This window comes from Shewanella psychrophila, from assembly GCF_002005305.1.
GTDB lineage: Bacteria > Pseudomonadota > Gammaproteobacteria > Enterobacterales > Shewanellaceae > Shewanella > Shewanella psychrophila.
In genome coordinates, this window is the sequence record NZ_CP014782.1 from 5322529 (window position 1) to 5346312 (window position 23784).

Annotated in this window: 17 protein-coding genes; 9 read left to right on the top strand and 8 right to left on the bottom strand. The window is 42.1% G+C overall.

Annotation, left to right across the window (positions count from 1 at the left end):
* Positions 1 to 59: 59 nt before the first annotated feature.
* Entirely contained in the window at positions 60 to 878 is an 819-nt protein-coding gene (locus sps_RS23185; RefSeq protein ID WP_077754644.1) for a hypothetical protein, read from the top strand.
* 806 nt (positions 879 to 1684) lie between these two features.
* Here sps_RS23185 and sps_RS23190 read toward each other — a convergent pair.
* The 5 genes from sps_RS23190 to sps_RS23210 form a co-directional block, all read right to left on the bottom strand.
* On the bottom strand, positions 1685 to 2026 hold the full coding sequence (locus tag sps_RS23190) for a hypothetical protein (protein ID WP_077754645.1): 342 nt from the start codon (positions 2024 to 2026) through the stop codon (positions 1685 to 1687).
* Positions 2027 to 2070: 44 nt separating this feature from the next.
* A complete protein-coding gene (locus sps_RS23195) occupies positions 2071 to 2484 on the bottom strand; it encodes a hypothetical protein (RefSeq protein WP_077754647.1) in 414 nt (137 codons plus the stop codon).
* Positions 2484 to 5006, bottom strand: a complete 2523-nt coding sequence (locus sps_RS23200) for an MIX and LysM peptidoglycan-binding domain-containing protein (protein WP_077754649.1) — start codon at positions 5004 to 5006, stop codon at positions 2484 to 2486. The genes sps_RS23195 and sps_RS23200 overlap by 1 nt, the downstream gene beginning before the upstream one ends.
* Before the next feature lie 309 nt (positions 5007 to 5315).
* Entirely contained in the window at positions 5316 to 5705 is a 390-nt protein-coding gene (locus sps_RS23205) for a hypothetical protein (protein ID WP_077754650.1), read from the bottom strand.
* Between the two features lie 446 nt (positions 5706 to 6151).
* Entirely contained in the window at positions 6152 to 8410 is a 2259-nt protein-coding gene (locus tag sps_RS23210; RefSeq protein ID WP_077754652.1) for a DUF6035 family protein, read from the bottom strand.
* Between the two features lie 575 nt (positions 8411 to 8985).
* Between sps_RS23210 and sps_RS23215 the strand changes: the two genes are divergently transcribed.
* Positions 8986 to 9468 (top strand): hypothetical protein, encoded by a 483-nt coding sequence (locus tag sps_RS23215; protein ID WP_077754653.1) that lies wholly within the window; start codon positions 8986 to 8988, stop codon positions 9466 to 9468.
* Between the two features lie 94 nt (positions 9469 to 9562).
* Here sps_RS23215 and sps_RS23220 read toward each other — a convergent pair whose 3' ends face one another.
* A complete protein-coding gene (locus sps_RS23220) occupies positions 9563 to 9955 on the bottom strand; it encodes an H-NS histone family protein (protein WP_077754656.1) in 393 nt (130 codons plus the stop codon).
* A 496-nt stretch (positions 9956 to 10451) separates the two neighbouring features.
* Between sps_RS23220 and sps_RS23225 the strand changes: the two genes are divergently transcribed.
* Positions 10452 to 12347, top strand: coding sequence for a ParB/RepB/Spo0J family partition protein (locus sps_RS23225; RefSeq protein WP_077754658.1), 1896 nt, complete (start codon positions 10452 to 10454; stop codon positions 12345 to 12347).
* 454 nt (positions 12348 to 12801) lie between these two features.
* Here sps_RS23225 and sps_RS23230 read toward each other — a convergent pair whose 3' ends face one another.
* Entirely contained in the window at positions 12802 to 13203 is a 402-nt protein-coding gene (locus sps_RS23230; RefSeq protein WP_149027343.1) for a hypothetical protein, read from the bottom strand.
* An 875-nt stretch (positions 13204 to 14078) separates the two neighbouring features.
* Here sps_RS23230 and sps_RS23235 point away from each other — a divergent pair.
* From sps_RS23235 to sps_RS23250, 4 genes are all read left to right on the top strand, one after another.
* Complete coding sequence (locus sps_RS23235) at positions 14079 to 15755, top strand: DUF3560 domain-containing protein (RefSeq protein ID WP_077754662.1); 1677 nt, start codon at positions 14079 to 14081, stop codon at positions 15753 to 15755.
* Between the two features lie 325 nt (positions 15756 to 16080).
* Positions 16081 to 16503, top strand: coding sequence for a transposase family protein (locus sps_RS23240; RefSeq protein WP_077754664.1), 423 nt, complete (start codon positions 16081 to 16083; stop codon positions 16501 to 16503).
* Positions 16481 to 17362, top strand: coding sequence for a transposase (locus tag sps_RS23245; RefSeq protein WP_169915887.1), 882 nt, complete (start codon positions 16481 to 16483; stop codon positions 17360 to 17362). Before sps_RS23240 ends, sps_RS23245 begins: the two co-directional genes overlap by 23 nt.
* 327 nt (positions 17363 to 17689) lie before the next feature.
* On the top strand, positions 17690 to 19258 hold the full coding sequence (locus sps_RS23250; protein WP_077754668.1) for a M85 family metallopeptidase: 1569 nt from the start codon (positions 17690 to 17692) through the stop codon (positions 19256 to 19258).
* Between the two features lie 126 nt (positions 19259 to 19384).
* Here sps_RS23250 and sps_RS23255 read toward each other — a convergent pair whose 3' ends face one another.
* Positions 19385 to 20038 (bottom strand): IS66 family transposase, encoded by a 654-nt coding sequence (locus tag sps_RS23255; protein WP_077754670.1) that lies wholly within the window; start codon positions 20036 to 20038, stop codon positions 19385 to 19387.
* A gap of 114 nt (positions 20039 to 20152) precedes the next feature.
* On the opposite strand from sps_RS23255, the gene sps_RS23260 reads away from it, so the two are divergent.
* Both sps_RS23260 and sps_RS23265 read left to right on the top strand, forming a co-directional pair.
* Positions 20153 to 21433: an ISL3 family transposase gene (locus tag sps_RS23260; protein WP_077754672.1), complete on the top strand. Its 1281-nt coding sequence runs from the start codon at positions 20153 to 20155 to the stop codon at positions 21431 to 21433.
* A gap of 268 nt (positions 21434 to 21701) precedes the next feature.
* Positions 21702 to 23756, top strand: coding sequence for a TonB-dependent receptor (locus sps_RS23265; protein ID WP_169915889.1), 2055 nt, complete (start codon positions 21702 to 21704; stop codon positions 23754 to 23756).
* The last annotated feature ends 28 nt before the right edge of the window (positions 23757 to 23784 follow it).

A 23784-nucleotide genomic window follows, 5' to 3' on the forward strand; every position in this document is an offset into this window, starting at 1 on the left:
GTTCTAAAAAGGTAAAAAGAATAAATGACTACACTTTTATTGATATGGAATAGTAATACATGAGCATGTTATTAGTAAAACCTAACCATAAGCATGACCCGCTTCATATAGCAATTAGTCATGAAAATGATATCTATGCAATGCCCGACCTTACGGATGTTATCGATTACACTCCTACACATAAGCTTGAGATTAATGAATGGTTCAAAATCAATTGTTTTTTAGATAAAGGGTTCCATAATGATTTTATCTGTGAAGAACGCATAAATCCTGCGGATTATCTTAGGTTAGATGCAAATAAATTTGCTAAATCTAAATATATCTGTGTTGAAGAAAAAGGATTTAAATTCTTTCAAAAGTTAGTAACTTCTAATTTTATTTGTAAAAAAATGTTCGATTTCAACAACGCATCATTTGTGGAGAATGGAAACTATATAGCTATAAATAAACTTCCCGATGCAGCGTATGACATTGATAATGATACTCTTTACTTCAAAGACTTATCTAGAATTAATTCTCTGTTTGATAATATAGATTCATTATATCGAGATGCGACCACTGAAGAAGTAGATACTTTTTTAAACAGTGATCTTATATGCCCTAATGCTGCTAAAGATTTTAACGTTGGAATTCCTAATCGAAAGAAAATTGCATTAGCACTAGAGAAGTTAGAACGTTTCACTGTGGAAGATAAAAAAGTAATTAACCGTTATATAAAACAATACTATCCTCAGATACCTCATGAAAACAATAAGTTCGTTATATCTACAGATGTTCATTTGAAATATTTTATCTATGGTGTGGAAGAGAGGTTTTACACTACTTTTATTGGGCAGGAGCAGATGGTCGCTAGTTCAGTTATAAGCCTTAGGCAATAATCGTGACACTATAAATTTACTCTCGGTAAAATTCGTCATGGTTAGGAGTTGGGTTTCATATTATCTTGGTACGGACAAAAAGGTGCTTAGTTCATTTGATAGGATGAGGTCATGAACAAAATCACGTCACATTTTAATGGGTAAAAGGCCGTTTGCAGTCTATAAATGGGTGTTTTTGGTTGTATTTTAATCTGATTCATGTGAATGTGTGATCTGTATTTGTTCGTGCTCTTACTCTTGCCCGACACTCCTTTATACCAAAGTAGCTACACTCTTAATTATTATTGAATATCCATATTTACTATTTATTCCTATAAAAGAAAAATAAGAGCCCTAGGGGAAGTATGGCAATTAGATATGTGTTAACGCCACCAATACTAGAAATGTAGGAGCGTCAGCGAGTAAATTCCCCGCGTGCTTGGCCCCTGACCTTGTTAGTCACTCTTATCGCAATAACCTTAATTACTATAGCTCTACAATGACCATTTCGGTTTGAGTCAAAAAAATGATAATCGAGAATTTTGACCTTTTACATAACTAGAAGCAAAAATAGCCAGTGGCAAGCATTCAATTATATCTATATAAGCATCCAGTCATGCGAATGATGAGCAAAATCTCAGAATTGATTAGAAAATGTTGGACTATGCAAGCTAAATAGAGATGGCTATACTTCTCCTGCTAGCACGCTTTGGGGCTGAAACGAGTTTGTACCTCTCCACTGACTAGCACCTAAACCGGTCAAAGTCGTCATTGTTCAGATTTTATTGTCTGCCGATAGGAATGGTTTAGGACTGATCATAATCGATTTAATGTAGTAAGAGCTCAACAGTAGGTTTGACTATATAATACTTTTTTTTATCCACACCATCTGTCGTTGGAGTTATATTTACATCCCTTTTTCTCAGAAATTTTGATAATTTCAAATATGTCTCTGCATCCAGGAATAACCCCTCATTGCCCGCAAAGATCATTTCGATAAAATCAAACCCAAGACCATGAAGCCCAACCTCGTGTTCTTTAACCGATAAGGCAGCAATAAATTGAAATAATTTATCCTGGTCAGAGAAAAAAATCAGGTGACCTTGCCTCATAGCCATAACTCTACCATCTATCTTAGCTGCATAGCCCACGATACTTTCATCACTCAAAATAAAACCTCTTGTTTACTAATGCTGGCATCTATATTTAGGTGTTACCTATTATAAATGGAGAGGGGAATAAATATAACGGCCCCAGCTCCTGCTAAATTCCCACCAAAAGCAGATATTAAACCTAGATAAAAATATCGACCGAAAACTTGTTTCGTGGCCTGATGCCATACCTTAAACTCTGCTTGCTTGACATGGTGTCCATAGCGTAAAAATAGGTATGGAAGCCATAAATATAATCCATAAGCAGCAAATACCCAGGACATATTTGCATCAATAGCAAAGCGGATCTTATCTTTAAGTCGATCTGGCACTGAATCAATAATCGTCTCTGTTATGGAGCTTCTTTTTTTTCTTAATTTTATCGATAAATAAATATTCGGTATAAACATAATGATGCCGCCGAGCACCGACAGTACAGCCGTATATTTCATTATTTCGTGTATTATTGTTTCCATTAGTCAAATATAACCTCTTCAATAAATGAGCCGACGTCATTTGATAGAACACCGCCATTCATCCCCCAAAGTAACGCTCCACCACCAACGAGAATTATAGATAAGCCCCCAGTAACTGGAGCGAAAGCTAAACCAACGCCTAAATAATACCCAATAACGCCATTGAAAACTCCAGAGGAAATATTCCTGACAGTCGATCTCCCACAAGCCTCGCTCATCAGCCCGTTTATGTCACAGGTTTGATAGATATCTGCTGCATTGCCGTATAAACCCAAGCCAGTCATAATCCAGCCACCGGCTTTGATCTGCTTACTGAACGACATGGCTTGCTTGTAAAGCCGCGTCATATCGATACCGCCTACTGCCTTGGCAAAGTCTTTTGAGCGATAGATTTGTCTTTTATTGATGTTTAACAAGTGACCAATATTATTCGCTTGCAGACCTTTGATGTATCCGGGCTTACCCATCTGTCCCAATAATGATTTCATCTCAGTGCGAAATGCGCGCTCTCGTGTTCGCCAGGCTTTGTAATCAGAGTTGGAGTAGAGGGCTTGTCCCTTTAAGCCTTCCGTTTTAGAAGAGATGTAATTGGAGTAATCTGCAAACGCTTTCATTTTCTGGCTGATATGGCCACCTTGAGTGCCTGCACCGGCTATCACGGCTCCCATACTGGCTATCATGGTGTTGAGGCTTATATTTTTTGTCTCACCAGTGTCTGGATTGACTTCCTGACTGTCCATGCCGCCTTCAGCAGCAGTCGCCAATACTTCGGTGACAACATCATGGTTATCAGCAAACCATTGTCGCTCATCGGTGCTCAGCGTGAGATATTGAGTCATTAACGCTTCTGCTTGCGCGATAGCGTTGTCTTCTTCCTCATGCTTTGTTTTCCACGGCGATACCACTAATGGCATCCCTTCATGAATTTGACTGAAGCTCTTCTTCAGTTGAGGGTTGCTATTCATTACATGGTCAATAATCGTTTTATCACGGCTGCCATAAACTTCATCAGCAAACTCGTATAAGTCCATTTTCTTATCTGAGAAAAACAGGTATACATCATCGATATCTAACCCAGATTCTACCTGGCCTAAGTTAAGTACCGCCACATCTTTGAGTACCGATTGCTTAGTGATACCTATAACGCCTGGTGCCAGCTCTGGTGTTGAAGATTGGTAGTAGATATTGTCTGCTCGGCTTACCGCTTGCGGGGCTTGGGGTGGCTGAGTATCGACTTTCGGCTTATCTTGAGTCGCTTCTGATTTGGCAATGATTAAGATATCGCCGGCTTTAAGTTTCATCGGGTCTTGCTGGAAAGTGGGGTTGAGTGCCAGTAATTCATTGGGCGTCAGTCCGTATTGTTTAGCAATATCAGGCCAGCTTTCACGACCGGGACCATCATGACTGGGGAGTACCGCATGGTTTTGTGGCTTAGCCGGTTGTTTGTCTTGTTGGTTTGTTTGTTCTTCTGCTCTTTCCAGCACCGCATCTTGGCTCGCAGCTAATATAGCTTGCAGGTCAACCGTGAAGGCATGGGTGTTTAGCCAAGTGGCATCGATGCCCTGAAACTCTTCCGTGGTTAACTTTTGCTTGCTGTAGACAATATGCTGAGGGGCGGCCAGTTGGCCATTGATTTTCCAGGGCAGAAAGATGCATCCTCTTAATGCCGGTATGTTGACCTCATCGGATAACGCATTCGCTGTCGAGTGAGTGATATTGAAATATCCCTTGGCGTCCTCGACTATCGCGTACTCATGTACCAGTTGACCTTGCTTGAAATGATAGAAGACCCCTTGAGTCGGGTAGCCTAATCTTTCGCCTACCTGAACCGTAAGTTGCACCGGTACAAAGGACTCATAGACCTGTTGAGAACCTAAGGGGACCATCTTTACCGGTTTAACGGATAACTGACTGCTCTTGCCTGTGGCCAGCATATGCCAAAGCTGTTTTGGCTCTTCAAACTTACCTAGCGTGGTGAGCAGGGTATGCTTGCCTAACGGCTTGACCGTAGATAATGTCAGGTCAGATTCATTCTTGGTTTTAGCCAGCATGAAATAGCCATAGTTCAAAGTCTCTAAGCAAGGAGGCGAACAGGCAACCTCGACATTGTACTGGCAGGAGATAGGAACAACCTGTTCCTTTACCTTAGACGTATCTGGCGTGTAATTTAAAGGCGGAGAGGGGTGCAGTGATTCATAGGGCGCACGCTCAAAGGTTGTGCTGCTTCCTGCAGTGCTAAACCGTTGGGTGATGGCGGTCACTGCACAACTTGGAAAAGCAGAGCTTGCACTCACAGACTTTATCCACTCGCCTTGAGAGAAGGTAAACAAGGGACTTCTGGGGCTGTCACTCAACACCACCGACTCGCCGGACTCAAGCTGGCTTTCAATTTTGTTTAAAGAGCTACCGGTAGGCAACATCTCTTTCCAATCATTATCGCTTATCCAGGAAGTATCTGATTCGATACAACTGGCATCAGCGAGCATTAAGGTGTCGACGTTGACTATTTTAGTTGAGCGCATGTATTCATCCATTGAATGCGGGAAAGATTACCCCAAAAGTGATCCATTACTGTTTTGCTGGTTGAGCTGTAATTTTTGAGAGCCAATAATATCATCAATAGCGGGAGTGTTGAACAGGATTTTTTTGCAATTTTGTATACACAACCTTGAAATTAAACATATTTTCAACAATTTTAAGGGGAGTAAATATGTCCTAAGAGGGCTGATGAAAGTATCAGTGTTTCATAGAGCAAGTTATTGAACAAAAGTTATATCTGTTGGTATTAAGGAAGGTATAGCGATGGTGGTTATTCGTACCTCGTCAATTTCCTAATACTCAGAACCTTCACGCCAATCTTTAAACTCACCAATTGCATCGGAAGTGCTTTTAAAGGCTATTTGATGCGTTGTTCCCTTACCATAGATGCCGCAATCCTGGCATTCACATAGATAAAATTTATCACTGATTTTATATGTATTTAATTCATTTAATCCGCATTGCGGACAGCCCTCAGTAACTAAAAGCGATCGTGCTTTAGTGTCGCTCTTAGCTTTGGTTATCATTGCATTTAATTCAGCATTGGCGGCTTTATTGGCGTCGGCTTGCTTATGTTCTTGAGCGCTAATTCGTGCGGCTAGCCTAGGATTGAAGGTTCCGTCGATATAGTTAGAAGGATTCTCCTCCGGAAAGTCCTCAAAATATTCTGACCACTCACCCATATTTTATTCTCCTACTTAACCTGTAAGGCTCCGGTCTGTTTTTCAATGACAGATGGAAACCGATAGTGCATGTCTGGTAACTCGGTATGTTATTAAGTTGGCATCGATGAAATAGTCGCTTTAGAGGAATGCCCTACATCCACTACAACTAACGCCATGTGCTAAGTAAAGAAGCCCTCTTAAGGCTTGAGTTTAAGAGGACTTACGCGACTGTGTTTGTATACCAAAGTGCGTTTACGGCCGTGGCCGCTCTGATAGATTACCATAACTGCTTTTAAAACATTAACTTGTTTCACAGGGTGTCAGCCTTGAACTGTTGTAGCACTTTCGTCATCAGTTCTTCGTTTCCACTGACGGAGCATTTTTTCGTAACACTTATCAACCCCCGTCATAATAGTGCCAATGATATTCACGAACGTCTAAAGGGGTTATGAGTACGTCAAAATTTAATATCTGATCGCTTTTGGGTTTTCCGAGCTAAACTTGTTTATTGAATATAGCCAGTTGGCATAATCGAGCTGTATATCACTTGAATGATTTTTAATCACTGGCTTCAAAGCTCTGATTATCCTTCTAGCTCGTAAACCACCATTCTTTCTGATCTGAATAAGCACATCATTCGAAGGCAACTTTTGAAGACTCTGTACCCAAAGCAATTCACATGCAACTTTATATACGTAGAGCTCTAACAAACGACCTTCACCTTTCTGTATATATTTTAATTCAAGTTCACCTTTTGACTTGCCAGTCATTATAGCTTTACATGCCAAGATTAACTTGTGCACCTCATCATCATAATCAACATTAAAATCAAAATCGTTTGTTACTGCTAACTGGATTAATGGGTATTTTTGCGACATAACATCTACATAAAGAGCTTCTTCATACTCAAACATCATATTCTGAAGAACATCTAATTCTTCAGGTAGGTCGTATTTCTCACAATCGTTGACCAAACGCTTAAACTTTATCCCTGTAGTACTATTGCTGATGGGTAACTCCGTGAGACCATTCTGTTCTAACCCTGTTTTGAACAGATATAATTCACGGTTAACCCTCTCAATATTTTCATAAATTAGTTCCTTCCCACGCTCCTTATATGAAGCCTGTAGAGCATGATACTGTTCATTCAATCCCGAAACTTCACCTTGAAGGGCTCTCGCCAACCGAAGTAGCCTAGGGCTTTGTTCTCCAATATCACGGACTAATCCACTTATATATTTAGCGAGTACACGTAAGTCATGACTTTCTGGTACGGCTAACTCTCTATAGGTCTTATACTGCTTCTTTAGATATCTAATCTGTTTAGCCGTCTCTTTGCGTTCTTTTTGTTTTAATATTTGGGTCTCAACAATATTGTACATAGCCATTATTTTTAGTGTGAACCTATATCTATCAGGCAACTGTAAGATTAAATCTCGATTCAAATAACCCTGTGACTCAATTACAGTACAATTCCGACCACTTTTGGCCCAATAATAATTTGAACGGATCTGTTTAATCGCGATTGCCATAGAATCACGTACAGCTTGCTTTTTTGAATGGGAATATTGATTGTACAAGCTCGCTCTGAGAGACAAAGCTCGGGAGGACAATTTGAAACCTGTTGGAATTAAAGCATCAAAAGATCGTAACGTTTCTATCGAGAAATCCAAAGACCATGCTTGTAAGTCAGAGGCAGACCTCATGCGGTAATACTCATAACGCAACGATTTTAATAGATCTGCGAACTTAGACCTATTATATCTACGGGCATCTTCTTTTGCTTCCAACAGGGAGTCATAGGTGTTCACAGCGTAAGGTAAGTGGTGTTCAGGACTCGTCACAAGGTCATTTAGACTAGCAAGATCCGTCTTGAAGTTTGCTTCAATGAGATTATCAGCCTCAGAGAAATGATAAACAGGATACTCAACTTCAAATGACAACTGGTTCAATCGTTCGCTTACCAGCATTGCTTGATCACTAATAGTAAAAGCATTGCACTGGGCTCTTGGAGCATTGATGGTATCAACAATATTTTGCTCATCAGTAATATTAGAGCCGAACATGATTTGTTCCCAGGTCGACCGATTTCTGATTTTACAATCAGGACTAAATAACCATAATAAGTTGATTTTTTTCTTGCGGTAGAATGCTTCTCTTTGCTCTATTGTAAGTGGGTTCATCCACCATCTGGTAAGCTCTAATGCCCAGAGTTTACCTACGTTGTCCTCAAATTGGATATCTGGGCGTCGTCGTACATTTACATCATGACTATCATCAAAAATATACTTTTCAACAAATACTGAGCTAGGTTTTACTGTGTTTGAATTATCGAGAAGTAAAGCTAACTTTTGCTTTGTCTCTAGGTGCCATTTGCCTTCACCTTTGTAAATATTGCTAAGTAAAGCAGAATTAGCCTTAGAATAGAACTGACAAAGTTTAAATTTTTCTTCGTCAATCACATGATGGAATGAATGAAAAAAATGATCTGTACTATTAATTCCACCTTTACGAAAAATGAGTGGGTTCCCACATTCTGCGCATGCCAAAAAGGGATAATTAGGAGTGTCAGCCAGTGACTGAGCTATTTTGGCTTTTATTAACGGAGAGTCATGGGCTTGTACGTTGTCGCCACAAACTTTAAGAACATCCGTAGCCAAAACCGGTCGCTGATGTCCTTTAATCAACACTTCCCAAAAACTATGACGCTCAAATGTATCCATTTACACCATGCCGATTTAACAATCCTAATTAGAATAAGATTGTAGCAAGGGCGGCAGGTAATGTTAATTATAGATATTGGAGATGAAAACAAATAAATATTATTTATCGATCTGATATTGAATGAAGCGTGGTTTACTAAGTTGTTTCGACAATATTCATAGGTAACTAGTCGTTGCCTATGCAGTAGGTTTGTTTAATTAAAACTAAAGTGTTAAGTGTTATACCTACTGTCTTGCTTATCTCGTTCTGAGTCTTTTAAATTTCGCTTTTAACGAAGTGAAGGCTGCTTCGATCTTTGTTGATGCGATATGCAGATAAAGGATCTGGGAATAAATGTTGTGAATTCATCTGTTTATTTTGGTTTTGTTCTATCAATCTCAAAGTTAATTTTGTTTACATCGTTAGCCTTTCTGGTTTGACGTATGTTTAGAATGTCTTTCTTAGAACTGTGGTTTACTGGAGTGTGTATATATCAACTGTACGGTTGGATAGGTGTTCTCATTTATTTTAAAAATTAAAATTTTGTTTTGATGAGCTTATCAATCTACGCAAGTATAAAATATAGGGCGGAACAATGAAGAAAATAATGTTGGGGATTATTATGGGGATAGCCTTAAGTGGCTGCGCTAGTGCTGATAAGGTGGTAAATGAAAAGCCGCATTTCTTTGTTAAATATGATGAGCCATGGGCTCACGGCGTGACTTGGGCACAAGAAATGAGATTTGAAGTGACACATGACGATTCACAACCTAATGACATGCAGCCATATATGGAAAATACTGTTGCTAACAGTCGGGTTAATGAGTGTAACGAACAGCTTGAATGTAAAATAATACCTTTACATATATATTTAAAATATAAAATAAAAGAGACGCCTGAGGGTTACTATATTAACGGTTCATTCATTACAGAGGCGACATCAAAAGGTGATAATAAATTGTTTTATCCGATATCAGTACCTTTCGAACTAAACACTACAGTAAAGAGTAGTGAAATGCTTAATAATAAGCTCGGGGCTACACTCTCTATGAAGTTGACATCGGAAGCTATCCAGTAGGGTGGGGGAGAACTTTTAGCGGGATTGGCATTTATACCAAGTCGTGCAGGTAAAGCCCCACCATAATGTCCAATAGTGGGGTGTATATCACTACCTATGGCTTGATTAGGAAATCGTTCATCTCGAAGCCATCATCGAGTTCTTTTTTAAACACTGTAGGCATGCGGCCTTGGCCTGTCCAGGTGATGGTTTCGCCATTCACTTCAATGCTGTATTTCGCTGGGCGAGGGTCGCGTTTCTTCTTTGGTGCTTTGACCGCTTCAATATCATCTGCACTTAATCCAAGCTCTGCCATCTGTTTACGGATAGCATCAATTTGTGCGTTTCGCTCAGCGTTTATCTCTAAGTCGGCTGCTATTTGTGCTTCGCGGTCATCGATAAGCTTGTTGAGCTTATCCTGGAACAATTTAAGTTCTTCAACTGGAAGGTCTGTTACTGCCGCTTTAAATCTGCGGCCATGAGTGAGTGTCGCTAAAAATTCTGACATTTAATACTGGTCCTTTAAATTGAGTCTTTTTATCGAGAGCATTATTCAAAAAATAAGCGTTAAAATCAAGCTAACAAAGGACAGGTGGGCGATTAGCGGGCTTTTCGGAGCAAGCTTCTCCTATCGCTAACTTGCGCCACTAAGCCAAGCAAGCTTGCCGTGACCCTAAGTTCCAGATAGACAATCCTTCCCTGCAGCTATCGCAAATCCACATCAAAAACCAATCAACAACCAAGCACTGCATCAAGACCCAAGCACTGTCATTCACCGTGAGGCCCAAGTGTCCGTAACGTGTGTGCGGCGTCTTCGCTTGTCATCAACCTCCAGTAGTCATCTCATTTTTGACTTCGCTCTGACTTCTTATCTGTCTCACCCCATAACCCGCCAGGCAAGGGAAGCTACGCCGCGTTGCGCCCTTGCCTGTCAGAACATGGGGTGAGGCCAGGAAGACAGGCGAACACAAAAAACGATACATTAATCCACTGGAGATTTACCCATGACAAACTCAACCGCAGCACACACGACTTCCACTACGGCTCTCACCGCAATTGCCAGCCACAAGACACAAGCAGGCTCCTCCAAATCCGATATCCTCAACAAGCCAACAGCCACTAAAGATAAGGCGGTGGTGAAATTGGTGACTGGCGAAAGCTCTCTTGACGCAGGAGGGTTACAACAGTTATCGATTACTCAGTTGGTTGATTGTGACTTGAACGTGCGTAAGGGCAAGGTGAGTAAGGCCGATGATGATGCCTTGTACGCCTCCATTAAGGCGCATGGCTTATTGCAAAACTTGTTGGTGTTACCTGCCGATGAGCAAGGGGGTTATGCGGTGATTGGTGGCGGCAGACGCTTGAAGCAGCTTAGGCGGTTAGTTAAGGATGGTAAGTTAACCGTTGCTGATAAAGTCCCAGTAAAAGTGCTCACGGCCAGCGAGGCTGAGCAGTTTGCGTCTGAGCTGTCACTGAGTGAGAATTTCGTTCGCGCCAACATGCACCCCGCCGATGAGTTCAGTGCCTTTGCTGAATTGGTTAATCAAGGTTCGAGCTTTGCCCAAGTGGCCGAGCGGTTCGGTGTGACGCAAAAATTTGTTAAGCAGCGCATGAAATTGAGTTCGGTCGCGCCTGTGATTTTGGATGCCTACCGAAATGGCGAGACCACGCTTGATATCGTGATGTGTTACAGCATTGCCGATACTGAGCAGCAACTCTCTGTCTGGGCAGAATGCAAAGACCGTGATTTTTATAATTTGTCAGCACTGCGCAACATGTTGACGCCACAAGCGCTTGAAGGGGATAACTATCTGGTGGAGTTTGTCGGCAAAGCCGCCTATAAAAAAGCGGGAGGAGTGACAACAACAGATTTGTTTGAAGATACCGTGTATTTCGATGATAGCGAGTTAGTCAGAACGCTAGCAACGGCCAAGCTTGAAAAGCAAGCCGAGCAGCTTACACAGGACGGCTGGAAATGGACAAAGGTATTGCTGCAAGGGGGTTACTGTGACACGGAAGGCTATGACAAGCTTGAGGTGGTAAAAGAGGGTGACGAGGAAACCTATAACGCGGATGAAATGGCACTGGCAGGTTGTGTGGTGAGTCTGCGTCAATATGGTGGTGAGGTGGTCATTCATAAAGGCTTGGTGGCCAAGGAAGACAAAAAAGCTTGGGCGTTAGTGCAAGAAAGCGGCAAACCAGCACAAGCAGAATCTGCCACAGCGCCCGAGGATAAATCAGGTTACTCCAATGCCCTTAAAGACGATTTAATCGCCCAGCGTCTTATCATTTCAAAGTACGCTTTGATGAATAACCCCACCGTGGCCATCGATGCGCTGCATTTCTCCATGTGCCTGAGCGCTTTTAGTGCTAATCATCAATATGAGTTTACGCCTTTATACATCAAGCACAGTGAAACCAAGCATATACCCGCGAAGGGCGCATTGTCTGACAACAAAGCGCTTGAGCTTATCGAGCAAACCAAGGCCGAGTTTGATATTGCATGGTTCTCGCTCCCTACGGTCACAGAGCGCTTTGATGCTTTTTGCCAGCTAGATACGGTAGAGAAGCACAAGCAAGTCGCTTATGCCGCCGCACTGAGCCTTGAGCCATCATTGCTTGGGAGTAGAGAGCATGTGGAATGCGTCATCAATAAATTGGCTATCACACCCTCTGATTTCTGGCGTCCAACCAAGGAAACCTTCTTTAAGCGCATAAGCCAAGGTGAACTAATTGATATCGCTAAGCCTGTGATGTCTGAGTTGTGGGCGCAGCAAGCGACCTCATTGAAGAAAAAAGAGGTGGTGATTCAAGTTGATGAGCTGGTTAATGGCAAGGGTGAACAACTGACTGAGAAACAGCAAGACTACTTTAACACATGGATGCCGACTGGATTCTAACGATGAGCGGGGCAAGCCCCGCTTTTTACTGGATGGATTAATCGTACCGAATGAACACCGTTCGTTCGGTTGAGGTGTTCGTGCTGCTTTGTCTGTAAACTTGATTTTAAGAGAGGCGTAAAAAAAGGCCGCTTAATAGTTGGGGATCGATAAGCGGCCAGATTGGATGTTAAGAGGTTAACTGATTAAGTTTAGCGCATTCGAGGGGGGGTGATTAATTGAGCGTTATTGCGAGGTGTTAACTCTGGTTTGCCATTGGGTTTACCACTTTTAACGCTCTGCAGGGCAGGCGGGCTGTGAGACTGGTCAATATTGGCGGTTAAATGGTGTTTTCGGTTGGCAATGTTTACCAGCACCGGCTTGTTTGGGGATATTCGTTTATCGTAATGGTGACCATTTGCTTTGGTATAGGCTCGAAAATCCAAATCACACCAACAGAATAGTTACAGTGTAATTATTCTATTGGTTCAAACTCACTTAAATCCGCATTCAATATCAAATAATCAATGATCTCTTTTTTTGTTTTGCCTGATATTTTGGCTATTTGACTTAATCGGCGTCGACTCGCATCTGTTATCTCAACTTGCAGCAGGTCTTTACCACTACGTTTCTTGTGAACGCGTAAAGTCGTGACCAACTTCTTGATCCCCTGCTCAGATAAATGAACACTGATGTAATGTTCCAGATCTGCTTCGCGGATAACCAAGCCGCTGTCTAATTTATCCCACGCACGCAAAGCCACCTCAGAGTTAAGGAAGTTCTTTCCAGTGCTAAAGTTTATTTTGCTAATCTGATTTTTAAGCCAGATTTGCTGAACCATGTGCTCAGTTTTTAATAATTCTGCTTTTTTCATCATTCCGCCCTCGAACCTAATAGTTACACTGTAACTATTGATTGAGGTGAACACCAGTAGTTACACTGTAATTATTTATCTCTTGCTTGGATAACTTGGAGCCAACCTAAAATAAGAGTTACATTGTAATTATAAAAAAATCCATGATTTAGCCCAACGCAGACACGATAGACACAGCATCGAATGGATAACCAAATAGTTACACTGTAATTATTTGTGCAGCAAGATATTAAGGTTTAATTGGGCTGGGTAGGAAGTGCCGAGCCTAAACAGCTTGCAAGGACAGCGCCTGCGGCGCCGTTGTCGCCTTTTTTGTTTCAGCTCTCATTACTGTTATTCACTAAAAAACCGATTTTTACCACTCTGAGCTGATGGCCTGAACTGAATCAGGCTGTTTTTGCCTGTTTTTTGTTAAATCGTGTCCTTGATAGCCAATGTCTGACTTGGGCGATTATCGGGCTTTTCGGAGCAAGCTCCTCCTATCGCTAACTTGCGCCACCCTAGGCAAGCAAGCTTGCCGTGGCCCTAAGTTCCAGATAGCCAATCCTTCCCTGCGGCGATCGCAAATCAACATCAACATCAACAACCAATCTACAGCCAAGCACTGCATCAAGATTAAAACTTAAGCACAAGGCACAGGCTTTCACCTCTGTCAGCTAAGTGCGGCTAAGGCTGCCTTTTCCTTTCATGTGTCATGGCTTCCCTTGTCGTTGTTATTTTTCTCGTTTCGCTTACTTCCTTAAACCGTCAACTACCAGAACCTGAATGGCAAGGGAGGCTTCGCCGCTGTGCGCCCTTGCCAATCAGAACCATGGCAGGTGGCCGGACAGTCAGGCGAGAACGGGAAAAATAACTAACAACGAAAAGGAAAAGCAGCCATGACACATTCCACTCAGAGTCAACCAAGCCTTACTAACCAGACCGAGGCGACCAACGTATCCCCGTTGGATGAGTCAGGCTCCTCCAAGAAAAATGTCATTTTAAGCAGCTTTACATCGGGTAAATTGCGTAAGAATGCTAAGCAAAAAATAGCCTCTTTATTGTCTGTGGCGACGGGTATTAAATATTGCTCTCAATCTATGGGAATGGATGATTGTTATCGTAGTAATGCGCCTGTGACTGTTGACGCTGATTACTTTTGGACGTGGTACGAGAAAGAATATAGCGAACTGACTATTTACTTAACGGTTCTTGATGGTGTGCTGACTCAAGCGGTATTCTCTGATTGTATGTATCACTTCTCAGACGACATTATTTTAACGTTTGATGAGTGTGAAGCGGTAGCGGTTGAAAGTGAGCGAGAAGCCGCTCAAGTGCCTGAGCCTGTGGTGTTGGCGGATATTGCTGAGTATCAATTAACGGATGCTGAAACCGTAGTGATTCAATCAATAGAAATTGATTGGAGTGAAAGTAATCTTTTTACTGATGGTGAAGTGCTTACCTTGTCGCAGTACAACGACAAAGCCACGGCAGAGGCGCTGGAAATAGGCCGAGGTGAGGGCTACGCTAAAACAAAAATTAACGTTCTGTTTGATACTGGCGAAGTTGAAACACGCCGCCATGATATTGATGCAGATTATCCCACGTTAACGATTCTTTTTGCGCAATACGGCATTAAAGCGGTAGCGGTGACGGCTAAAGAATTAGTGACTTATGACCGAGTTAAGGCCGCATTGGTACAGGGTTATCTCTCACCGCTCAACCATGACCGCAAGCAGCCTGAGCCTACCCCACCCAGCAATACCAGAAAGGTAGTGAGTCTGGGCGACTATCAAGCGCGTATCGACGCTAAAAAAGACAGGTTCGAAGCCAGAGCAAGCAAGGCCAACGAACAATCAAACTTGTTTTATCAAGCCTCAAGAGACAGAGCCAGTCATATTCCTTTCGGGCAACCTATTTTAGTCGGGCATCATTCCGAAGGGCGAGCCAGACGAGACGCGGACAGAATCTGGAATGACATGGGCAAATCAGTCCAGGCACAACAGAAAGCCGAGTACCTGGAAGGGAGGGCTGAGAGTGTCGGGACGTCTGGGATTGCCTCAGACGATATTGATGCCATCGAAAAATTAAACAGCAAGCTTGAAGGGCTTGAGCAGTCTCAAGCGACCATGAAAGCGATTAATAAAGTGGTGCGCTCTAAGCATATGAGCGATACGGACAAAATCGAGTACATGGCTAATACCCACAAATTGACTGAGGTACAGGCCAAAGAAATATTAGCGCCAGATTTTGCTGGTCGAGTGGGTTTTGCTCATTATCAGCTTACTAACAACGGCGCGACCATCAGAGCGACTAAGCAGCGTATCGATGAGCTTAAGCGCTTGCACGAACAAGCGCCGCTCAGTGACTCTGGGAGTGTTGACGGTCAGAGCTGGACATTGTTTGAGGAGGAAGGGCGGATTAAATTTAAGTTTGACGGGATACCAAGCGAAGCGGTACGTAACACTCTCAAATCAAACGGGTTTAAGTGGTCGCGCTATAGCATGGCGTGGGTTCGGAAAATAACAGCCAATGCGACCGCAGCCACTCAGAGACTCGTTAATACATGGGGTTAACCCTCTTCGCAGGACAGGCGATTACCGCCTGTCCCAAGTGCAGATTAAGCTCTAACTAATGACTCTGGAAATGTTGATTGTGTAACGATATCAAGTGAGGTTGAGGCTACGTTGTTTCTCTTCTCAACCCCATTTGGCCAGCCCTTGGTTTCACACGCGCCCCCGCGAGGCGGTGCCTCTTGTCTTGCTAATGAAACTGACCGGAGCAAGATAAGGCACTTCTGACGAAGTGCGCTATCTCATGGCTCTACGCGTCTTTGCGTGGAATGATTAATTTCTGTAAACTTCAGTGGCTTTCTATTATTACTCAAAAAAGGTATTTTTCATGTTCGGTACTCCCTCTGGCTCACTCAATATTACTGCGGAATTATTAGGGTTGTCAGATGTGAAAGTGCTCGATGTCCGTACTAATCTATCGGCTCGTGAGATCACCATAGCAGTTGAAAGTACACGAAAACACATCCTCTGTCGCAAGTGTGGTGAGCCGACTAAACCCCATGGTTTGGGTCGTAAATTACGACTGCGACATTTGCCTATGTTTGGCAAAGAAACGATCATTGAAATCATTCCTCGCAGAGGTCGATGTGAACATTGTGATGGGGGCTCTACCACCACAGAAATACTGGATTGGTATGATGCTAAAGGCAAGTTAACCAAACCACTAGAGCATCATTTGCTGTTTGAATTGGTCAATTCGACCGTAGCGGATGTCAGTCGTAAAGCAGATGATAGATTATCATACTGTTGATGCTTTAATTGATCGCTATATTGAAACTGACATCGATTTTTCGACAATAAAAACATTGGGGGTTTTAGGGCTCGATGAGATCAGCATGAAGAAAGGTTATCGAGATTTTGTCACACTTATCACCTACCGAGTGGATGATAAGGTTAACATACTAGGTGTCGTCAATGGGCGTGAAATGTCCAACGTTATCCTGTTCTTGCGTACAATCCCGATTTCATTACGAAACAGTATCAGAGCTGTATGTTGTGATTTATACGATGGTTATATGAATGCTTGTAAAGCTGTCTTCAAAAAGACTATTCCCATTGTCGCTGATCGTTTTCATGTCCGTAAATTGTATCGAAACAGTCTCATTAGTTTACGAAAGTCCGAGCTGAAACGATTAAGAAAAGAACTCACGGCGGAAGAATATGCAGAGCTCAAATCAGCCATATCCCTGCTGAGGAAACAAAAAGATCATTTCACTGATGAAGAGAAGATTGTGATTGAGTCGTTGTTTTCAGTCTCACCAAAATTGAAACAAGGCTATCAGTTTAGTCGTCAACTCAGTGGGATATTCGACAGTCATATTTCCCCTGAGGTCGCCAAGGAAAAGATGACCGAATGGGTGAATAGCGTGACCACTTCAGAGCTCACTTGTTTTAATCGATTTATTCAAACCTTGGTGAATTATCAGGAGCAAATTACTAACTATTTCATCGCGCGTCATAGCAGCGGATTTGTTGAAGGATTCAATAATCGAGTGAAAGTGTTGAAGCGACGATGCTATGGTTTATCAGAGCCCACTAAGCTATTTCAACGATTGCTCGTGGATACCACTGGTATTACTAGATTCGCTCCTGGAGTGGCTACTTTTTAAGCATTCCACGCAAAGACGCGTAGAGCCTCTATTTTTAGTAAAACAGAGTGCGTCTACATTTCTGCGATAAAACAAAGTCACAAATTACAAAATTATGACTAATTTTTATATATTGCAAGTTGTCTTTCTTGATACTTTTTAGGCATGTCATGGAATAAGAATATGAAAAGGTAGTGGTTTGTCTATTAACTGTCATAAAACGATATAAATGGCACTGTTTAAGTGCTATGTTTTTACGTCTATATTATAGTGATATATCAGATAGTTATTGCTTAACTTACAAAACCTGACCATTGGACTCCCCCCCCCCTACAATGGAAAATTAATATGTTAAAATATCTTCTCTTCGTTGCAATCTTCTTTCAATTGCTCCTAAACTTAAGGTATGCGATCGCTGACAATGGGGCACCGGATAACGGCAGCGATGAGTATGCAGAGTTCGTTGTATCTAAAGGTGCACAACATAAGTTGACACATACACAAATGGTTGCACTATCCTCTGCAATATCACGCTCAGTTGTATCTAGTTATGGAAGAATAATAGATCGCCATACTGCTGCATCAATAGAATACACATTGATAGATGCATTGTTTCTTTCACCAACATTTCAAAGTTCTGTTTCATTCGGAATACATAATGGTCAAGAAAATATTGGTCAAATCCACTTTTCTAACGAGTATGAAATTAACGAAGAACAGAATTCGTTCTCAGATGTAGATGAAGTAGAAGTCTGCGATATCGAAGATTCGAATGCAGTTACTTCCCCGGTAATTGCCAGTCATGAGGCAAGAGAAGATGACAATGGTAATCCAATTGTAAATATTGGTGTAGCCCCTAGCATACATTCAAGTGAATACCCTTGGTGGCAAGAAGCCTTGATTCATGAAGTGATTCACCATATTACAGGTTCTTCTGATCCTAACTCAGAAGTGAGGCATGGCCCAACTGAAATTCTTGCTCAAAGAATCGCAAATGAAAATAACTGGGTAATACCAAATTTCAGAGGGTATGGAGACACGGAAAGAGTAAAAGGTATAGAGCAGCGTAATTTTAATTCGCTAATTCAAGCCACTGAAAGGCATCCTTTTGAAGCAACCGAGTTAATGGGTAGAATGTCGACTATTTCAGCAGGTTTGCAGGCATCGACTAGATTTGATTTGCTTACATCTTTCTGTTCGTCTAACAAAATCGATTGGCCTCCATTACCAGATTTTGATGACGACGATTTCAGTATGGGATCTGCCTTTTTCACTGGTGCTAGCGCTAGTAATTTGGTTGATCAATGCAGTATTGATGTAACCAAGCGAGTCGATACAGTGAGTGAGGCAATCGAATTCGAAGGAGGGCAATTGCTTATTCAGAGAGACTTTAAAAACCTAAATTTATTAGTTGCAAAATCGGCCTTCTTGAGGGCCAAAAATGGTGATGGGTTTTACAGTAAAAATTGGGACTCTTGGAAGGCTTGGTATAAAGCCTCGTCATGGAAACATCTCCTGGGCTATGGTTTGTATGGATATGGCTTAGAGCAGGCTAAGGGAAATGACTTTTATAATCCATATGGTTTATTTTTTAACGATGGTTCATTTTCTGTTGGTGTAATAGGTACAGATGTTAAGAAAAGCACTAAAAATGATAACTTTACGACATTAGCCGGCACAAATTGGCATACCATACAGTATGCAGGTCAGATGTTTTTTGACAAAAACGGTAGACCCATTGCACTCGTAATGACTGATATGATAACGGGGGCTGTAGGTTCTGGTTGGTCATTCATTTACAACCATGGAAAGTGGCTATATGAACCTAAGGATGATTGGGATGAGCGTTTTTTTTCCAATTCAACCTTATCACTTGACTCTAATGCTCCACAATTCAATAGAACAAATCGACATTAATAATTACAAGCCGCGGCCCACCTTTTAACAATACAGTGAGCTTACGAGAGCATAGCGTGACATTGCACTTTTCTTCAGGCATGACTCGCCAGGGCGATGAGCCCTGACTGATGATTTTAGATTAAGTTAGTTTACGAGTGAGCCCGGCTGGTCCAGATAGTTCCAGGGGAGGTAATGTTCTGGGTTGGCTCTAACCTGCACCTTTTCTCGCTGCAAGGTCGTGAAATATTCAAATACATTGATGCCCGCCTCACTGGCGCTGGCTATCATTGACGTAATGATGTCTCCGATGGTCGCCCCGTGTAAGGTTTTATGGAACATCGCATTCTTCCTGTCCCACACAATGATTTTTAGCATCGCTTCGATAAGGTTATTGTCCAGCTTGACCCCATCAACGGTACAAAAACAGCTCAAGCCCTCATAGTGCTTGATAAAATAGCGCAGGGCACAGCCCAAGCTGCTATTCGATTCTACCTTACCAGAGCTTAAGTGCTCCTCCCCCCACAGCTTGATTTCTTCCATGATGGGCAAGGAGTGCTGCTGATGGTAAGCCTGCCTGGCGTTAGGTAACATCTGCTGTTCCAGGGCGTGTGCATCATTGACCCAAATCTCAGCATAGCGTGTCAGGATATGTTCAACTTCGTCAGGGAAATGGGTTATCACATCCACAAATTGCCGTCTGGCATGGCTGTTACACAGTAACCGATCAATATAGGACGTCTTCCTAAGATCATTTGATGTGGCTAATCTCAGGGTAAACCTAATACTGAGAATGCTCATGGCTAAACCTCATCTCACCGATGCTCAAAAATCGGCTCTACGCGTCTTTGCGTGGAATCACTAATTTCTGTAAACTTCAGTGGCTTTCAACAATGACTTAAAAAAGGGATTTTCATGTTCGGTTCTCGCTCAGATTCACTTAATATTACAGCAGAGTTATTAGGTTTATCAGATGTAAAAGTGAACGATGTTCGTACCAATTTATCTGCGCGTGAAATCACGATATCAGTTGAAAGAACAAGAAAAAATATCCCCTGCCGCCAATGTGGTGAGCCCACCAAGCCCCATGATATGGGCCGTAAATTACGATTACGACATTTGCCTATGTTTGGCAAAGAAACAATCATTGAAATCATTCCTCGCAGGGGGCGATGTGAGCATTGTGACGGTGGCTCTACAACCACTGAAACACTCAATTGGTATGACGCTAATAGGAAGTTAACTAAGCCCTTAGAGCATCACTTACTGTTTGAACTGGTCAACTCGACTGTAGCGGATGTGAGTCGTAAAGCCGATGTTGATTATCACACCGTTGATGCGCTAATTAATCGCTATATTGAAACAGAGATTGATTTTTCAACGATTAAAGCATTGGGGGTTTTGGGGCTCGATGAGATAAGTATGAAAAAAGGTTATCGAGATTTCGTAACCCTGATAACCTATCGAATTGATGATAAGGTTAGCATTCTTGGTGTGGTAGAAGGACGTGAAAAGTCCAATGTTATCCAGTTCTTGCGTAGAATACCTCACCACTTGCAAAAGACTATCAGTGCAGTATGTTGTGATTTATATGATGGTTACATGAATGCTTGCAAAGAGGTCTTCGATAAGACTATCCCAATCATCGCTGACCGCTTCCATGTGCGTCGATTATATCGAAAAAGTCTCGTTAATTTACGAAAATCTGAGCTCAAGAAACTGAAGGCAGCGCTCACAGCACAAGAGTATAGCGACCTAAAACCGGCAATTGCTCTATTAAGAAAACAAAAAGATCACTTTACAGATGAAGAGAAATCAGTGGTTGAGCCGCTGTTTTCACTCTCACCCAAATTGAAGCAAGGTTATCAATTTAGTCGTGAGCTAAGTGGGATATTCGACAGTCATATTACCCCTGAGGTAGCCAAAGAAAAGATGACTAAATGGATAAATAATGTGAGTGCACCTGAGCTCAATTGCTTTAACCAATTCATTAAAACGCTAGTGAGTTATCAGGAGCAAATCACCAATTATTTCATTGCTCGCAATACCAGTGGATTTGTAGAAGGCTTTAATAACAGAGTCAAAGTATTGAAGCGCCGATGCTATGGATTATCGAATACGACCAAGCTGTTTCAACGATTACTCGTGGATACCATGGGCATGGTTCGATTCGCTCCTGGGGTGACGGCTTTTTAAGCATTCCACGCAAAGACGCGTAGAGCCGAAATATTCACAATAAAACATTATATATACAGTAAGATGTATGGCATTTATTTCAAAAAAAACTGATCTTTAGTGAACACTTTCCAAACCTAGAAAACTGCTGTGACGGTTGCATCACATAGGTTTAGAAGTCTTTCTCGAATTTAAAAGTGCTCACTTGATTTGAACCATGATAAATAAGGTATCTGTATTTTTTCGTATCTTATTAGCCCTTAACCCAATAAGTTAATATATGAATTTTATGAAACACAGTCTATTAGTCTTGATCCCCTTAGTGTTCGCGAGTAATGCGCTGGCCACAAATTATACTGAAGAAATCGAAAGGATTACAGTCTTGGGTGTTAAAGAGCCAATGTTGGATAGCATACAACTCGATGACGTGACAAATAAGGCTGCAGGCGATCTTGGTGAACAGCTCAGAGAATTCAACGGAGTGTCTTCAGGACGACAAGGGGGAAGAGGTTTTTCTCCTGTGATCCGAGGTCAGCAAAATTCACAGTTGAATGTGTTGTTAGACGGTGGAATAATCAGTGGAGCTTGTCCCTCAGGCATGGACCATTCAACCAGTTATGCCACCGTAGGCTACGACAAAATAACGGTAATAAAAGGCAACCAGTCAGTGTTATACGGTGCAGGAGGCAGCGGAGGCAGCATATTTATTGAACGAGAAAGACCTGAATTGATGGAGTCAGGATTAACGGGAAAAATTGATATGACTGCGACCAGTAACAGTGGTCGTAGAAAGCTCTCTGCTGATGTTGCTACTGGTAACGATAGCGGTTATATAAGGATCTTTGGTAGTACTGAACAACAGAATGATTATTATCAAGATGGCGATGGTAATGACTTCAGCTCCGGATATAACGGTAAGAACGGCGGAATTGTAATGGGATTTGATTTAACCCCTGACACCAACGTAGAGCTGAGTTACGAGGGAGTCAGGGATAGAGATATTTTCTATACTATAAAGCATGCTATGGACACCCCTAGGGCTGACAGTGACAGCTGGCGTTTTAAACTGACACAGTCTATCAATTCCGGGCCTTTTCATACCCTTGAACTTAATGCTTATAGCAGTGATGTCGAGCATCTCATGGACGATTATTCAGTGCGTGACAGGTGGAAGTACATGAGGATGAAAGGGCTCTCTATGTCGAACACCTCTGGAGGAAAAATTCAGGGGATCGCGACCCTTGGCAATGCAGAAGTTACACTTGGGATGGAATACCTGAATAACTACAGTGATGGTACTCATCTTATGGATAACGGCTCAGAAGAGCTGGATGAGAGTAATTTTCGTCTTTATGCCTTGGAGTGGCCTGGAGTTCGGCAAGAAGAATATGGCACCTTCGGTGAAGCGGATATAACCTTAGATAATAAGAATAGCATGAGGTTAGGTTTAAGGATTGATCGTAACTTTGTAGAGGCAACTAAAGCCGATGGTGAAATTATCGCGTACAAGAAGCCTATTTATCTTTATAACAAGTATTATAACTCTGATACTACAAAAGTTGACGAAACCAATATAGGCGCTGTTTTAGGCTTTAATCATCAACTGGATGCAGATCAAGCCTTGAATATGTATATCACTCGCTCAGTGGTTTCAGCTGACGCGGGTCAACGTTTTCGAGCCATTAGTATGCATGGAAGTAATTGGATTGGTAACCCAGATCTTAAAGCTGAAACTCATAATCAACTAGAGCTGGGCTGGCAACAAGGTAATGCAGAGCAAAATATGGCAGTTAGCGTGTTCTATGATAAGGTCGCTGATTATATTTTACAATATAGACTGGAAAGCTCACAGCCTCATTCTATTCGCCACGCGGTGTTGCAAAAAAATGTCGACGCAACCCTGTATGGTATGGAGGCAGAATTGACTCAACCGCTCTTTGAAAATTGGCGTTTTCGCAGCTCGCTATCACTGACCATAGGACGTTATAACAGCAAAGGCGATGATTATCTGCCCCAGATCGCCCCAATAAGTAGCGTTAACACACTGGATTGGCATACTGATAACTGGTCGGCCGGTATGAGCTGGGAGCTAGCAGCAAAGCAAAGCAGGGCAAATACGGATAGTGGGCTAGATGCTGGCAAAACGGCGGGTTATGGTCTCATTAACCTATTCGGTAGTTATAATGCCAGTAAAGCTCTTGCCTTTGGTGGTGGCATAAATAACTTGCTTGATAAAACCTATGCCCTGCACCTAAATAAAGCATCAGATAGCTATCTTACCGAAGCAGAGCAAGTGAATGAACCCGGACGAGAATTTTGGGTGAATGCAAACTGGAAATTTTAGCAAAAGGTAATTAAGCCAACCTTTGTAA

What these genes read in the sequence shown, in the direction of transcription:
- sps_RS23260 (WP_077754672.1), top strand. Translation starts at nt 20,153, where the DNA reads ATGTTCGGTTCTCGCTCAGATTCACTTAATATTACAGCAGAGTTATTA.
- sps_RS23200 (WP_077754649.1), bottom strand. Translation starts at nt 5,006, where the DNA reads ATGCGCTCAACTAAAATAGTCAACGTCGACACCTTAATGCTCGCTGAT.
- sps_RS23245 (WP_169915887.1), top strand. Translation starts at nt 16,481, where the DNA reads ATGATAGATTATCATACTGTTGATGCTTTAATTGATCGCTATATTGAA.
- sps_RS23265 (WP_169915889.1), top strand. Translation starts at nt 21,702, where the DNA reads ATGAAACACAGTCTATTAGTCTTGATCCCCTTAGTGTTCGCGAGTAAT.
- sps_RS23195 (WP_077754647.1), bottom strand. Translation starts at nt 2,484, where the DNA reads ATGGAAACAATAATACACGAAATAATGAAATATACGGCTGTACTGTCG.
- sps_RS23230 (WP_149027343.1), bottom strand. Translation starts at nt 13,203, where the DNA reads ATGATGAAAAAAGCAGAATTATTAAAAACTGAGCACATGGTTCAGCAA.
- sps_RS23205 (WP_077754650.1), bottom strand. Translation starts at nt 5,705, where the DNA reads ATGGGTGAGTGGTCAGAATATTTTGAGGACTTTCCGGAGGAGAATCCT.
- sps_RS23235 (WP_077754662.1), top strand. Translation starts at nt 14,079, where the DNA reads ATGACACATTCCACTCAGAGTCAACCAAGCCTTACTAACCAGACCGAG.
- sps_RS23255 (WP_077754670.1), bottom strand. Translation starts at nt 20,038, where the DNA reads ATGAGCATTCTCAGTATTAGGTTTACCCTGAGATTAGCCACATCAAAT.
- sps_RS23215 (WP_077754653.1), top strand. Translation starts at nt 8,986, where the DNA reads ATGAAGAAAATAATGTTGGGGATTATTATGGGGATAGCCTTAAGTGGC.
- sps_RS23185 (WP_077754644.1), top strand. Translation starts at nt 60, where the DNA reads ATGAGCATGTTATTAGTAAAACCTAACCATAAGCATGACCCGCTTCAT.
- sps_RS23220 (WP_077754656.1), bottom strand. Translation starts at nt 9,955, where the DNA reads ATGTCAGAATTTTTAGCGACACTCACTCATGGCCGCAGATTTAAAGCG.
- sps_RS23210 (WP_077754652.1), bottom strand. Translation starts at nt 8,410, where the DNA reads ATGGATACATTTGAGCGTCATAGTTTTTGGGAAGTGTTGATTAAAGGA.
- sps_RS23240 (WP_077754664.1), top strand. Translation starts at nt 16,081, where the DNA reads ATGTTCGGTACTCCCTCTGGCTCACTCAATATTACTGCGGAATTATTA.
- sps_RS23225 (WP_077754658.1), top strand. Translation starts at nt 10,452, where the DNA reads ATGACAAACTCAACCGCAGCACACACGACTTCCACTACGGCTCTCACC.
- sps_RS23250 (WP_077754668.1), top strand. Translation starts at nt 17,690, where the DNA reads ATGTTAAAATATCTTCTCTTCGTTGCAATCTTCTTTCAATTGCTCCTA.